The organism is Promicromonospora sp. NPDC110617 (genome assembly GCF_055598465.1).
Genome location: NZ_JBVKBM010000001.1, coordinates 1,792,096 through 1,804,882, shown reverse-complemented (window position 1 = coordinate 1,804,882; position 12,787 = coordinate 1,792,096). Strand labels below are relative to the sequence as shown.

At 73.1% G+C, this 12,787-nt stretch carries 16 protein-coding genes and 1 pseudogene; 8 read left to right on the top strand and 9 right to left on the bottom strand.

Going from position 1 to position 12,787, the window contains the following annotated elements:
- Positions 1 to 5 precede the first annotated feature (5 nt).
- The 3 genes from ACZ7LE_RS07945 to ACZ7LE_RS07935 are packed head-to-tail and all read right to left on the bottom strand — an operon-like array spanning position 6 to position 1,490.
- Positions 6 to 410: a pilus assembly protein CpaE gene (locus ACZ7LE_RS07945; RefSeq protein WP_470402743.1), complete on the bottom strand. Its 405-nt coding sequence runs from the start codon at positions 408 to 410 to the stop codon at positions 6 to 8.
- 52 nt (positions 411 to 462) lie between these two features.
- Positions 463 to 852 (bottom strand): VOC family protein, encoded by a 390-nt coding sequence (locus tag ACZ7LE_RS07940; protein WP_470402742.1) that lies wholly within the window; start codon positions 850 to 852, stop codon positions 463 to 465.
- A complete protein-coding gene (locus ACZ7LE_RS07935) occupies positions 849 to 1,490 on the bottom strand; it encodes a TetR/AcrR family transcriptional regulator (protein WP_470402741.1) in 642 nt (213 codons plus the stop codon). The genes ACZ7LE_RS07940 and ACZ7LE_RS07935 overlap by 4 nt, the downstream gene beginning before the upstream one ends.
- 100 nt (positions 1,491 to 1,590) lie before the next feature.
- Here ACZ7LE_RS07935 and ACZ7LE_RS07930 point away from each other — a divergent pair, with 100 nt between their 5' ends.
- From ACZ7LE_RS07930 to ACZ7LE_RS07915, 4 genes are all read left to right on the top strand, one after another.
- Entirely contained in the window at positions 1,591 to 2,244 is a 654-nt protein-coding gene (locus ACZ7LE_RS07930; RefSeq protein ID WP_470402740.1) for a CatB-related O-acetyltransferase, read from the top strand.
- Positions 2,245 to 2,246: 2 nt separating this feature from the next.
- Complete coding sequence (locus ACZ7LE_RS07925) at positions 2,247 to 3,452, top strand: macrolide family glycosyltransferase (RefSeq protein WP_470402739.1); 1,206 nt, start codon at positions 2,247 to 2,249, stop codon at positions 3,450 to 3,452.
- An 82-nt stretch (positions 3,453 to 3,534) separates the two neighbouring features.
- Positions 3,535 to 3,756: a hypothetical protein gene (locus ACZ7LE_RS07920; protein ID WP_470402738.1), complete on the top strand. Its 222-nt coding sequence runs from the start codon at positions 3,535 to 3,537 to the stop codon at positions 3,754 to 3,756.
- A gap of 102 nt (positions 3,757 to 3,858) precedes the next feature.
- Positions 3,859 to 4,251, top strand: a complete 393-nt coding sequence (locus ACZ7LE_RS07915) for a BlaI/MecI/CopY family transcriptional regulator (RefSeq protein ID WP_470402737.1) — start codon at positions 3,859 to 3,861, stop codon at positions 4,249 to 4,251.
- 350 nt (positions 4,252 to 4,601) lie between these two features.
- On the opposite strand, the gene ACZ7LE_RS07910 is transcribed toward ACZ7LE_RS07915, so the two are convergent.
- The gene (locus tag ACZ7LE_RS07910) at positions 4,602 to 5,318 is read right to left on the bottom strand and encodes a DUF5134 domain-containing protein (RefSeq protein ID WP_470402736.1); all 717 of its coding nucleotides are present in this window, start codon (positions 5,316 to 5,318) and stop codon (positions 4,602 to 4,604) included.
- 116 nt (positions 5,319 to 5,434) lie between these two features.
- Between ACZ7LE_RS07910 and ACZ7LE_RS07905 the strand changes: the two genes are divergently transcribed.
- On the top strand, positions 5,435 to 5,647 hold the full coding sequence (locus tag ACZ7LE_RS07905; RefSeq protein WP_470402735.1) for a heavy-metal-associated domain-containing protein: 213 nt from the start codon (positions 5,435 to 5,437) through the stop codon (positions 5,645 to 5,647).
- On the opposite strand, the gene ACZ7LE_RS07900 is transcribed toward ACZ7LE_RS07905, so the two are convergent.
- The 4 genes and pseudogenes from ACZ7LE_RS07900 to ACZ7LE_RS07885 form a co-directional block, all read right to left on the bottom strand.
- Positions 5,631 to 7,091 (bottom strand): PepSY-associated TM helix domain-containing protein, encoded by a 1,461-nt coding sequence (locus ACZ7LE_RS07900; protein WP_470402734.1) that lies wholly within the window; start codon positions 7,089 to 7,091, stop codon positions 5,631 to 5,633. The two genes, ACZ7LE_RS07905 and ACZ7LE_RS07900, sit on opposite strands and share 17 nt — an antisense overlap.
- Positions 7,092 to 7,104: 13 nt before the next feature.
- Positions 7,105 to 7,254 (bottom strand): annotated as a pseudogene (locus tag ACZ7LE_RS07895) (Dyp-type peroxidase); the annotation flags it as partial.
- An 88-nt stretch (positions 7,255 to 7,342) separates the two neighbouring features.
- On the bottom strand, positions 7,343 to 7,981 hold the full coding sequence (locus ACZ7LE_RS07890) for a hypothetical protein (protein WP_470402733.1): 639 nt from the start codon (positions 7,979 to 7,981) through the stop codon (positions 7,343 to 7,345).
- 100 nt (positions 7,982 to 8,081) lie between these two features.
- Complete coding sequence (locus ACZ7LE_RS07885; RefSeq protein WP_470402732.1) at positions 8,082 to 8,693, bottom strand: TetR/AcrR family transcriptional regulator; 612 nt, start codon at positions 8,691 to 8,693, stop codon at positions 8,082 to 8,084.
- A 147-nt stretch (positions 8,694 to 8,840) separates the two neighbouring features.
- Between ACZ7LE_RS07885 and ACZ7LE_RS07880 the strand changes: the two genes are divergently transcribed.
- Both ACZ7LE_RS07880 and ACZ7LE_RS07875 read left to right on the top strand, forming a co-directional pair.
- Positions 8,841 to 9,701, top strand: a complete 861-nt coding sequence (locus ACZ7LE_RS07880; protein WP_470402731.1) for an alpha/beta hydrolase — start codon at positions 8,841 to 8,843, stop codon at positions 9,699 to 9,701.
- A gap of 20 nt (positions 9,702 to 9,721) precedes the next feature.
- Positions 9,722 to 10,450, top strand: a complete 729-nt coding sequence (locus ACZ7LE_RS07875; protein ID WP_470402730.1) for an aminotransferase class IV — start codon at positions 9,722 to 9,724, stop codon at positions 10,448 to 10,450.
- Positions 10,451 to 10,674: 224 nt separating this feature from the next.
- Here the strand turns inward: ACZ7LE_RS07875 and ACZ7LE_RS07870 are convergent, their stop codons facing one another.
- Positions 10,675 to 11,136 (bottom strand): winged helix-turn-helix transcriptional regulator, encoded by a 462-nt coding sequence (locus ACZ7LE_RS07870; protein ID WP_470402729.1) that lies wholly within the window; start codon positions 11,134 to 11,136, stop codon positions 10,675 to 10,677.
- 71 nt (positions 11,137 to 11,207) lie between these two features.
- Between ACZ7LE_RS07870 and ACZ7LE_RS07865 the strand changes: the two genes are divergently transcribed.
- Positions 11,208 to 12,623 carry an MFS transporter gene (locus ACZ7LE_RS07865; protein WP_470402728.1) on the top strand — a complete coding sequence of 472 codons (1,416 nt, stop codon included), beginning with the start codon at positions 11,208 to 11,210 and terminating at the stop codon, positions 12,621 to 12,623.
- The last annotated feature ends 164 nt before the right edge of the window (positions 12,624 to 12,787 follow it).

The window sequence follows — 12,787 nt, the reverse complement described above, 5'->3', positions numbered from 1 at the left end:
ATCGCTCAGCGGCTCAGCTCGATGAGCGCCAGCAGCGCCAGTCCGTAGGCCTCGGCGGGCTCCGGGTCGGTGAAGACCCGGGGCTCGCCCAGCAGCTCCGTCTCGACCTCGAAGCCGTCGCCGGTGCGGCGCAGCGTGCGGAAGGCCGAGCGCAGCAGCGCGCGCAGCTGGTCCTCGCGCGGCAGCCAGAGGGCGTCCTCGATCGCGACCGAGTCCAGCGCCCACTCGGTGGTGCCGTTGAAGCCGAGGATCGTGCCCGTCGGGTAGTCGTGCGCCTCGATGGTCATGGTGCTCACGGTGAAGACGTCGCCCGCGAGGTCGGGCGCCCGGACCCGGAACTGGTCGCCGTCGACCGGCGTCCAGACCAGGCCGGCGTCCCGCAGCTTCGTGGCCAGCTCGGTGGAGATCATCGAACCATTCTGGCGCGCCCGGCCCGTGGTATGTCCGATGCTCACCAGGTCTCTACGGCGCGAGCGTACGCAGGACGCAGAACTCGTTGCCCTCGGGGTCGCCCATGACCTGCCACGTCGCGTCGGCGCCCTGGCCGAGGTCCACCGTGGTGGCGCCGAGGCCGATCAGCCTGGCCACCTCGTCCTCGGTGCTGCCGTCGATCGGGCTGACGTCGAGGTGCAGCCGGTTCTTCACGATCTTGTCCTCGGGCACCGGGACGAACAGCAGCGTGGGCGCCATCTGCGCTGCCCGGACGTCCTCGACGGTCGGCTCCCACGAGCCGATCTCGACCTTGCCGCCGGCCCGGTCGAGCACCCGGAAGCCGAGCACCTCGCACCAGAAGGCGGCGAGCCGCTCCGGGTCATGGGCGTCGACGACCAGTTCGGTGAACCTGCTTGTCATGTCTCTCCTTGGTGGGGTGGGACGCGGTGCTGCGGATCGGTGAACGCGCCCGCGGCGGCCGCCAGCACGGCCGCCGTCGCGGCCCGCTCCGGCAGGAGCGGGTCCGGGTCGGTGCGCAGGAGCACCAGCTCGTGGTAGACCGGCGCGGTCGCGGCGACGAGCAGGCTGCGCGGGTCCGGCAGCCCGGAGACCTCACCACGCTCGACGGCACGGTCGACGAGGACCTCGCACTGCGCGTAACGGTCCGCCCACAGCCGGGTCTGAGCCCGCGCGGCCTGGTCGGAGTGGAACGAGGCGGCCATCAGGGCGACGGCGAACGACGGCTGCACGAGCAGCGACTCCTGGATCTCCCGGTTGAGCTGGGTCAGGTCCCCCTGCAGCGAGCCGGTGTCCGGGGGCTGCCAGTCGATCTCGCCGGCGGCGGCGATGGTGTCGGCCAGCAGGCCGCCCACGTCACGCCAGCGCCGGTACACCGTGGCCCGGTGCACGCCCGCGCGCGTCGCGACCGCCTCCATCGTGAGGCCTTCGTGACCGTTCTCGGCGAGCTCGGCGCGCACGGCGTCGAGCACCTGTGTGCGGACTCGGGCGGTGCGCCCGCCGGGGCGGCGGTCGGCGGCGGTCGGCGGCGGTTCTGTCATCGGGGATCCAGTATCCGGTTGATCGGGGCACGGGTGATATGCCAGGATCTTAACGCGACACTCGTCGCAATAGTAGTCACCGAGAGGAACCACCCTGCCGATGCCGCAAGCTCCTGCCGACCCCACCGTGCTCCACCCGATGCCGGAGCACCCCCGCGTCGTCCTGCTCAAGCCCCTGGTGACGTCCCCGCTGATCGACGTCGGCGAGTTCTCGTACTACGACGACCCCGACGACCCCACCGCGTTCGAGACCCGCAACGTGCTCTACCACTACGGGCCCGAGCGGCTCGTCATCGGCCGGTACTGCGCGCTCGGCACCGGCACCCGGTTCATCATGAACGGCGCCAACCACCGCATGGACGGCCCCTCCACCTTCCCGTTCCCCACCATGGGCGGCTCGTGGGCCGAGCACTTCGACCTGATCACCGGCCTGCCGAGCCGCGGCGACACCGTCGTCGGCAACGACGTCTGGTTCGGGCACGGCGCCACCGTCATGCCGGGTGTGCGCATCGGGAACGGCGCGATCATCGCCGCGGGAGCCGTGGTCACCGGTGACGTGCCCGACTACGGCATCGTCGGGGGCAATCCCGCCCGGCTCATCCGCACCCGGTACGAGGCCGACGACGTCGCCCGGCTGCTCGCGATCGCCTGGTGGGACTGGCCCGCGGAGCACGTCACCGAGCACATCCGGACGATCATGTCGGGCACCGTCGACGACCTCGAACGGGCCGCCGAGCAGGTGGGGCGGCCCTGACCATGCCTGTTCGCCCTGCCCACATCGCGATGATCGGCGTGCCGATCGTCAGCCACGTCCTGCCCAGCCTCGCGGTCGTCCGGGAGCTGGTGGCCCGCGGACACCGGGTCACCTACGCCAACGACCCGTTCGTGGCCGACCGGATCGCGCCGACGGGCGCGGAGCTGGTGCCCTGCACCTCCACGCTGCCCGTGGCCGACAACGACTGGCCCGCCGACCCCATCGCCGCGGCGAGTCTCTTCCTGGACGACGCCGTGCAGGCCCTCCCGCAGCTGCGGGCCGCCTACGACGACGACCCGGCCGACCTGTACCTCTATGACATCGGCGCCTACGCCGCGCGCGCCCTCGCCGAGGCGCAGGGCCGCCCACTCCTGCAGCTGTCCCCGACGTTCGTCGGCTGGGACGGCTATCAGGAAGAGGTGGCCGCCCAGCTGTGGCAGCTGCCGGGAGCCGACACGTACCGGGATCGGTTCGCGCGCTGGCTCGCCGGCTGCGGCGCGACCACCACGGACGTGGACGCCTTCTCCGGCCCGCCCGACCAGGCCCTCGCCCTGATCCCGCGGGCCATGCAGCCGCACGCCGACCGCGTCAACTCCGACACGGTGGCCTTCGTGGGACCGTGCTTCGACGACGCCGGCGCGGACGCCGAGGGCTGGACCCGCCCCGCGGACGCGGAGAACGTGCTGCTGATCTCCCTGGGCTCCGCCTACACGCACCAGCCCGAGTTCTACCGCCGGTGCCTTGCCGCCTTCGGCGACCTGGCCGGCTGGCACGTCGTCCTGCAGATCGGCAGGCACACCGACCCCGCGGAGCTCGGCGACGTCCCGGCCAACGTGGAGGTGCACCCCTGGGTGCCGCAGCGGGCGATCCTGGAGCGGGCCGACGCCTTTGTCACGCACGCCGGCATGGGCGGCTGCGGCGAGGGCCTGCTGGCCGGCGTCCCCATGATCGCCGTGCCGCAGGCCGCCGAGCAGTTCATGAACGCCGACCGCCTCGTGGAGCTCGGCGTGGCCCGCCGGGTGGACACCGAGGACGCCACCGCCGAGACGCTCCGCGCCGCGCTGGACGATTTGGTCGGCGACCCCGCACGCGCCGAGCGGTCCGCGCGGCTGCGCGCCGCCGCACGGGCCGAGGGCGGCACCGCACGCGCCGCCGACCTCGTCGAGCACCTGGTGGCGGAGGCACGGACGACCACAACCACATCTTGACGTGTTGTAGAGATAGGGCGACCCTCGTAGAGGGCATCCAGCACGCGCCCGAGACCCGTCCGTTCCAACAGAGGAGACAGCGATGAGCGAGAACTCTCAGCTACTTCACGTGGCGACGTTCTGCGGCAAGTGCGACTGCGGCTGCCCGGAACTGTTCGTCGACCCGACCGCCGAGCCCCTGAAGCAGATCGTGATCACCGACGACTTCGGCCAGCGCATCCAGATGAGCCACGACCAGCTCGCGGACCTGGTGGAGCAGGCTCGCAGCGGCGCGCTCGACGCGACGGCGCTGCAGCCGGCCTGACGGCAAGGGCGTTCCGTCCGGTATTCCGGACGACGGCAAAGGTGGCTGTCCACTCACCGGTGGGCGGCCACCTTTGCAGTATGGTCCTGCCAGGAGGGCACTATGTCAGGCAGGACTCGCGCACGCGGACAGCTCGAGGCGGAGGTCATGCGCATCCTCTGGGACCACGAGGACGCGATCGGGGCACGAGCGATCCAGGAGAGGTTCGGGGACGAGCACGTCCCGGCCTACACCACGCTCCTGACGGTGCTCGACCGCCTGGAGAAGAAGGGCGAGGTGGTCCGCATCGCGGCCTCCCCGCGCAAGGTCCGGTTCCGGCCCACCCGGTCCGACGGCGAACGCGCCGGCGCCGCGATGCTCTCCGTGCTGGAGGGCACGGGCGACCGCGAGGGAGCGCTGCTCCGGTTCGCCGACCACCTGACCGCCCGGGACGCCGAGATGCTGCAGCGCGCCCTGCGCCCCAAGCAGCCCGCCGGACGCCGCCGCGCGGGCTGATCCCACCCTCGGTCGCGGCCGCAGACGCAGGACGCAGGACGCAGGACGCAGGACGCAGGACGCAGATCAGCAAAACATCTAGTCATGCGTGGGACCAGGGTGCACTCTTGCAACACCTGTCGGGAGACGTGAACTCTGTGCGGCTGCGCCCCTGTTTCTCTGGCCCAGCAGGATTGTCCCGCCCAGCCGAACTCGCAGGGTCAGGACCGAACGATATTCAGCAGAGCCGGCCGGTGCTCATCGGCATCGCTCCGCCACGAGGCGGTTTGTCCGGATTCCTGCCGCGCGCCTGATCCCGGTCGGCGTCGAGCTCGGGCCCGACTCGGCTCCCGCAGGGGGTCCTGGTCCGATCACCGCGCGAGCATGAGCCCGCACATCGCAGCCATGCCGAGGCTCATCAAGCCGCCCGCCAGCAGGTCGAGCCCGGCAGGGTCGCCCGCGGGTCCACCTGCGCGCGCGTGCCGGACCGCAGCGACCAGGAACAGCGCACCCCCGCCCGCGAGCAGCACCGCGAGCAGCGCGCCGGCGAGAGCCGTCGGGGTGTCCAGCGGCACGGCCGCCAGCGCCCGCTCGGCACCATGCCCGGCGGCGCGATGTCCCGCGGCACCGTGCCCACCGCGCCAACCGTGCCCACCGGGCCGAGCCATGACCGCGAGCGCCCACACCATCGCGAGCATCAGCACGGCGTGCGTCGCCTGGCACCAGGCGCTCTCGTGGTGGCCGGCCCGAGCCCTGCCCGGCCCCCGCCCGTCCGCCGTCGGACCGCGGCCGTCCGCCGTCGGACCGCGGCCGCCTGCCGGGCGGCTCAGGGCGTCGAGGCCGTACCAGCCCGCCGCGGCGGCGAAGCAGGCCGCGCCCACGGCGAAGAAGGCGACCTGGGGCAGAACCGGCAGGCGCGCCCACCACGGCCAGACCATGGCCGCCATCGCGAGGCTCATGCCCAGGTGGAACAGGTGGCTCGCCGCACGGAGGGGGCGGCGGGTCGCGCTCAGACGCCAGAGGGACCAGGCGCTCAGGGCACCGAAGAGGGCTGTCGCCGCCCACTGTGCGACTGGGTCCGACGTCACTGGCGCCCCCGCGTCCCGAGAAGTTGAAGCGGTCGAACCGCCGCGACAGTACCACATGATGTAGAGATGTTGTACGGTTCTGGGGACCGGGGCGGACGGGGAACGGGGTGGTTCCGGTGCGCACGACCGAGCTGTACGTGAACACCGGAACCTGCGAGCACTGCCGGCGCGCGCTCTTCGCCGAGCTGTCCGCGGTGCCCGGCGTCTGGCGGGTGCGGATCGACGCGGCGTCGGGCCGGGTCACGTTCGAGACCCTCGCGCCGGTCGACCACACCCGCGTCGCGACGGCGGTCGCCGACGCCGGGTTCGAGGTCAGGGCGTGGCGCTGACCCGCTCCCCGGCGCGCCGCGCCTGCACCAGCCCGACGACGACGTCGACCACCACGAACGCCATGAGGGTGTACCCGACCAGCGGCAGGAACGTCCCCACCGTGATCGCCACCGCGGCGACCGCCGCCAGCCCCCACCACGGCGTGCCCTGCAGCACCCCGCGCCGCGGAGCGGGACCACCGAGCCTGCCCATCCCGCGCGGCTCGCGCGTGGGCCGCCGCTTCCACCACATCAGGTAGCCGAGCACCACCATCGAGCCGATGCCGAGCGCGAGCACGAACAGCACGGCCTGGTTGAGCGGGCCGAGCAGGAGGCCCATGTGCAGGTCGGTGCCCCAGGTGGTGAGCTTGGCGGGCAGCGGGAAGCTCACGAAGTCGGTCCGGTGCACCACCTGCATCGTGGTCCCGTCCACGGCCACGGCGTCGGCCTCGGTGGGCACGTCGCTCTTGTTCTCCTGGACGGTCCACGCGGTGCCGGCCTCGGCCGGCGGCTTGATCTCCACCTCGTTCGTGTTGACGTTGATGCCCTGGGCGACCGCGAGCACGGCGTCGAACGTCGCGGGGTCCACCGCGCCGTCCGCCCCGGGGGCGCCGCCCCCGTGCCCGGCGTGCTCGTCCGCCTCGGCGGGGGCGCCGCCGGCCACGCGGGTGTCCAGGGCGGGCGTGGTCCAGCCGAGCGCGCTGCGCAGCTCGCCGACATTGGCGCCGCCGTACTGGGACCAGGTGATCCCGGTGACCGACAGGAAGAGCGCACCCAGCACCACCACGGCGCCCACGACGGTGTGCCAGGACAGCAGCCGCCGGTACCCGGTCTGCCGGCGCTTCGGCCGGACGACGCCGGCGGCCCGGCGGGACGCGCGCAGCCGGGCGATCCACAGGATCAGCCCCGCCACCACGACGATGCCGAGCCACGACGCCGCGAGCTCACTGTACAGCCGCCCCGGATCGCCGAGGTGCAGGCTGCGGTGCAGGTTGGAGATCCAGGTGCGCAGCGGCAGCGCGCCGCTGGAGCCGTAGACGGTCAGGTCGCCGCGCACCTCGCCGGTCGCGGGGTCGACGAAGATCGCCCGGGACTCGCTGGGGCCCAGGCCGTCCTCGCCGAACATCACGCGGGTGGTGTCGCCGGGTTCGGGCGCGGGGCGGACGGCGGTGAGCACGGCGTCGGCACCGACCTGGCCCTGGGCGATCTCGACCTGGTCACCCAGGCTCAGGGCGGTGTCGGCGACCGGGGCGTGCAGCTCCTGGTCGTAGACCACCTGCTCCAGGGCGGGAGTGAGCGCGTAGAGGGCGCCGCTGGTCGCGGCGACCAGGATGAACGGGCCCACGAGAAGGCCCGCGAAGAAGTGCAGCCGCCGGAGCAGCGGGCCGAACCAGGGCGTGCGGCCGCGCGGAGGTGCGGGGTCGGCCGCCGTGGGGACGTCGGAGCCCGTGATCGTGTCGGTCATGTGGGTCCTGCTTTCAGGTGAGGAGGGATTCGCCGATGAATCCGCCCTCGCCGCACCCGGGTGGGATGGCGAAGACGGCCGAGCCGATGGGCACGGTCCATTGGTTGAGCAGGTCGAGCTGGTCCAGGCGGCGCTGGAGCGGGACGAACTGTCGGTCGACGTCCGTCGCACAGGGCAGGACCGCGCAGGGCGGAACCCCGCGGGCGAGCGCGGAACAGCCCACGGGCACACGTGCGCCCGTGGGGCAGAGCTCAGACCGCGTGCGGTGCGGGAGGTCCCCTGCGCAGGTGAGGGGTGATCCGCGGCCCCGGGTGGAGCGGGCGGAAGGCCTCGGCGCGCACCCGGGAGCGGGCGGGCGCAACAAAGGTGAGCGCGTGGCCGGCGACGGCCCAGCCGCGCAGGAGCCAGGCCGCCATGCGGCCGCCGAGCTCGCGCAGGCGCCGCAGCAGCAGCTCCCCGCGGTGCAGGACGATCACGGTGACCGCCGCCGCGAGGCCGTGCCAGAGCCACATCTGCGGGCCGCCGTGCAGCAGCTCGGCCTGGAGCGGCGCCCCGGACATCGCCAGCGGGGCCATGTCCCCGTGCGCGCCGTGCGTCCCGGGGTTCGCGGCCTGGAGCGTGCCGGCCGGGGTACCGAGCTGGAAGAGCAGGTGGAACAGGAGCTGGCTCGCCGCGACCGAGACCGACAGCCGCGGCAGCGTGAGCCGGCGGGCGACCAGGGCCGTGCAGACGGGCAGCGAGAGCACCCACGGCACGAGGATCCCCAGCCAGCCCGGGAGGTCCCCGCCGCCGGCGAGGTGCGAGGCGAGCGCTACGAGGGTCGCCGCCGACGCCGCGAGGACGCCGCGCACTCCGCGCGCGGTCCCCCGTCCTGCGTCGGGTGCGTTCATCAGGCCGTTCCCCCTCGTGACGGTCGCGCGACGGACGCCAGGATATGGGTCAACGCTCGGCAAAGGGAAGTCTGGAACTGGCCACCGCCCGGCACAGCCCTCAGCCCGCCGGCTCCAGGCCTGCCGCCTGGCGGGCGGCGCTCACGAACGCCACGCGCACGTTGTCCCAGCCGTCGAGGTAGCCGCCGACCAGCGCGGCGTCACGCAGCAGCACGAGCTGTCCGGCGCGGGTCACGGCATCGTCGACGCCGGCGTCGGTGAGCACCTGTTCGAGCGCACCCCGGAACCAGGCGCGGTGCGTGTCGACGGCGCGCCGCACCCCACTGTCGGCGTCGGGGTACTCGGCGGCTGCGTTGATGAACGGGCAGCCGCGGGTGTGGTGCCGGGCGACGTCCTCGGCGATGCCCTCGATGACCATCCCGACCAGCTCGACCGGGTCGTCCGTCGCGGCCCGGGCGCCGTCGAGCGCGGCGCGGAGGTTGGCGTCCTCCACGCCGAGGTAGGCCTCGACCAGGTCCTCCTTGCCGGGGAAGTGCCGGTAGAACGTGGCCCGCGTGACGCCGGCCGCGGCAACGATGCGATCCACGCCGACCACGTGGATGCCCTGGGCGTAGAACAGCTCGGACGCGGTGCGCAGCAGGCGCTCACGCGCCTCGGAGCCTCCTTCGGCGGTCTTGCGCGGGGCGCGGGAGGCAGTGGATCTGGGTGCCATGTCAGTCAGCATAGAACGATCTTTCTCCTTAGGGGTTGACGGCCACCCGAGGCGGGCGTACCTTCTCGGAATAACAGAGAAAGAACGATCGTTCTTCCTGACGACGACGGACCGGGTCCCCGGCCCACCGAACCTGAGGAGCCCGACATGAACGCCACCGCCGACACCACCGCCAGCGGCACCACCCCCGCCCCCGCCAAGCTCCCGATCGTCCTGGTCCACGGCCTCTGGATGACCCCCGCGAGCTGGGACACCTGGGCCGAGCGCTTCCGCGCCGCGGGCCACGAGGTGATCGTCCCGGGCTGGCCCGGCATCGACGACCGCAGCGTGCAGGACGTCCGCAGCAACCCCGCGGCCCTGCGCGGCGTCGGCCTCAAGGAGATCACCGACCACTACGAGCGCATCATCCGCGCCCTGCCGGTGAAGCCGATCATCATGGGCCACTCGTTCGGCGGCGTCATCACGCAGATGCTGGCCGACCGCGGCCTCGGCGCCGCCTACGTCGGTGTCGCGCCCGCACAGACCGCCGGCATCAGCGTGCTGCCGCTGTCCACGCTGCGCACCGGCCTGCCGATCCTGTCCAACCCGTTCGGCCGCAACGGCGCCAAGCCGCTCTCGAAGGCGCACTTCCACTTCACCTTCGGCAACGACCTGAACCGCGCCTCGTCGGACGTCCTCTGGGAGCAGTCCGCCGTCCCGTCCTACAACCGGGTCCTCTTCGAGGGCGTCGCGTCGACGATGAACGAGAAGACCGGCGTCACCCACGTCGACTACGCCCGCGCCGACCGCGCGCCGCTCCTGGTGATCACGGGCGGCATCGACCACGTGGCCCCGCCGGCCATCGGCAAGGCGATCGTGGCCAAGTACACCGGCACCGGCAGCCCCTCGGTCGTCGAGTACAAGGAGTACGCGGGCCGCACGCACCGGCTCGTCTCCCAGCCGGGCTGGGAGGAGATCGCGGACCACGCCCTGACCTGGGCCACGTCCCACGCCGCCGTCACCGCCTGACGGCGGGCTAGGGTCCGAGGGTGCGCATCGAGACCAACGGCCGCCCTGCGGCACCCACGGACCTGTTCAGCACCTACGGCCACTTCACGGCCATGCAGGTGCGCGACGGCGGGGTCCAGGGCCTGGACCACCACCTGACCCGGCTCGACGAGGCGCACCGCGAGCTGTTCGGCCGGCCGCTGGAGGCGGACCGGGTCCGCGACCTGGTCCGGCACGCGCTGGACGGCACGGCGGACGCGTCCGTGCGCGTCGTCCTGCGGCACGCCGAGCACGTCGTGGTCACGGTCGCCGAGCCGCACCACCCGCCCGCCGCGCCCCAGCGGCTGCGGTCGGTCCCCTACCTGCGCCCGTTCGCGCACCTCAAGCACCTGGGCGGCTTCGCCCAGCTCGAGTGGGCCCGCCGGGTCGGCCGCGACGGGTACGACGACGCCCTGCTCACCACGCCCGACGGCGCCGTCGCGGAGTCCTCGATCGCCAACATCGGCTTCTTGGAGCCCGGCGGTGCCGTCGTCTGGCCGGAGGCTCCCTGGCTCCACGGCACCGCGATGCGGCTGGTCGAGGACACCACGCCGTCGTCCCGCAGGCTCGTCCCGCTGGCCGACGTCGCCGGCTTCGCCGGGGCCTTCCTCGTCAACTCGATCGGCGTCGTCGCCGTCGCGTCGATCGACGACGTCCCGCTCCCCGACGCCGGCCCGCTCCTGACGGGCCTCGTCGACCGCCTGGCCGCAGTCCCGTGGGACCGGATCTGAGTCCGGCCGCCGCGTGCCCTGCGCACGCCAGGTGACACGCCCTGGGACGAGACCGGCCGGGTGCGCTGAACTTCGATCAGCCTGGGCCCGCGTAATCCGGCTGAGCCGAATAATCCTGCACAGCTGAAGAACCCGGGCCACAGCCGAGCGAAGTTCAGCCCAGCCGACACCCTCCGCACGAGTGCTGGCTACTCCGCCGAAGACCCCACCGAAGCCGGGACCTCTCAGACGCCGAGGCTCGCCCCGCCGTTCGCCGTCTCGAACGCCGCGCGGGCCTCGGCGATCTGGTCCTGGTGCTCCTCCGTCCAGGACACCAGAGCCTGGGTCGTCGCGAGCAGCGTGCGACCCAGCGCGGTGAGCTCGTACTCCACGCGCGGCGGCACCTCGGGGTAGACCGTGCGGCGCACCAGGCCGTCGCGTTCGAGGTTGCGCAGCGTCACGGTCAGCATCCGCTTGCTGATGCCGTCGATCTCCCGGCCCAGCTCGCCGAACCGCAGCGTCCGCTCGTCGAGCAGGGCGATGACCAGCAGGGACCACTTGTCGGCGATGCGGTCCAGGATCTGCCGCACCTGGCAGTCCTCGCGGACGTCCCACTGGAACGGGTCGCGGTCCGCCCGGCACTCCGCCAGCTCCGCGGCGGTTACCTCGGGGGAACCCGGTGACGTCGAAGTGCCTTCTTGTGCCATCCGTCGATCGTGCCCAACGATCGTCATGGTTACAAGTGGTAACCATGCGGCATCCGAGCGAGGAGATCTCTGTGACGGACACGAGTGCGGTCGCCCGACCGACCACCGCGACACGGACGGGCTGGGGAGTGCTCGCCGTCGTCTGCGGCGCGCTCTTCCTGGAGGGCATCGACATCGCGATGCTCAACGTCGCGGTGCCCGCCATCGCCGCCGACATCGGCCTGGCGACCGCCGACGCGCACTGGGTGATCAGCGCCTACGTGCTCGCCTACGGCGGGTTCATGATCCTCGGCGGCCGCACGGCCGACCTCGTGGGCCGGCGCCGCACCTTCCTGGTCGCCCTCGCGGTGTTCGTCGTGTTCTCCGGCCTGGGCGGCCTGGCTGACGACGCCTGGGTGCTGGTCGTCGCCCGGTTCGTGACCGGAGCTACCGCGGGGTTCATGACGCCGGCGGGCTTCAGCCTGCTGACCACCAGCTACCCCGAGGGTCCGCTGCGCGACCGGGCGCTGGCGATCTACGGCGCGATCGGCGCGGGCGGGTTCACGCTCGGCGTCGTGGCGGGCGGGTTCCTCACCGACGCCGGCTGGCGCTGGGTGTTCTTCGCGCCGGTGATCGTGGGCGCCGCGCTCTGGGTCGCCGGGCGGCTGCTCATCCGGACCGACGAGCCGGCCGCGGGGCCGCGCGGCGGGTTCGACGTGGGCGGCGCGATCACGCTGACGGGCGCGATGGTCGCGCTCATCTACGGCGTCGTGGCGCTGGGCGAGGGCGGCGACGTCGTCGCCGGGGTCGCGTCCTTCGTCGCGGCGGCGGTGCTGACCGGAGCGTTCGTGCTGATCGAGCGGCGCGCGGCCGACCCGCTGCTGCGGCTCGCCGTGCTGCGCGAGGGCCTGCTGCTGCGCGCGAGCCTCGCGGGGCTGCTGGTGATCGGCGCGTTCTTCGCGTTCCAGTTCCTGATCACGCTCTACCTGCAGGAGTATCGCGGCTGGTCGCCCGTCGCGACGGGGCTGGTGTTCGCCGTCATGGGCGCCGACATGCTCATCGCGCCGCTGGTCACCCACCGGCTCGTCAGGCGGTTCGGGAACGTCCCCGTGCTGGTGGTCGGGATCGGCGCCGGCGCGGTCGCGTTCGTCCTGGCGCTGCGCCTCGACGGGACCTGGGGCTACCTCGACCTGCTGCCGTCGCTGCTGCTGGTCGCGGTCATGTTCGCGCTGGTGTACGGGCCGCTGACCGCCGCGGCGACGGCGGGCCTGGCCGAGTCGGAGCACGGTGTCGCCGGCGGCGTCGTCTACACGGCGTTCCAGTTCGGGGCCGCGCTGGGCGTCACGGCCGCGACGATCGTGCTGGTCGACGGGCACGCCACGGCCGCCGGCGCGGGCGACTACCGGCGCGCGCTGCTGGTCCCCGCGGTCGCCGCACTCCTGGCGCTGGCCCTCGGGATCGCCACCTGGGTCCGGGGCCGTCGGGCGGGCGCCACAGCCGCGCGCTGACGCCCCCCGGTCCGGGCGCTCGCACGACCCCCCGGACCGGGTGATTCCTGGACAAATTCACCGAGCTGCCGGGGCCCGTTCACCCGCCCGTGGCCGGGGAGATCGATCGTGTGCGTGCGCCGTCGGAGGACGACGGCGCGACGGCGTGCAACCAGCGCCCGCCT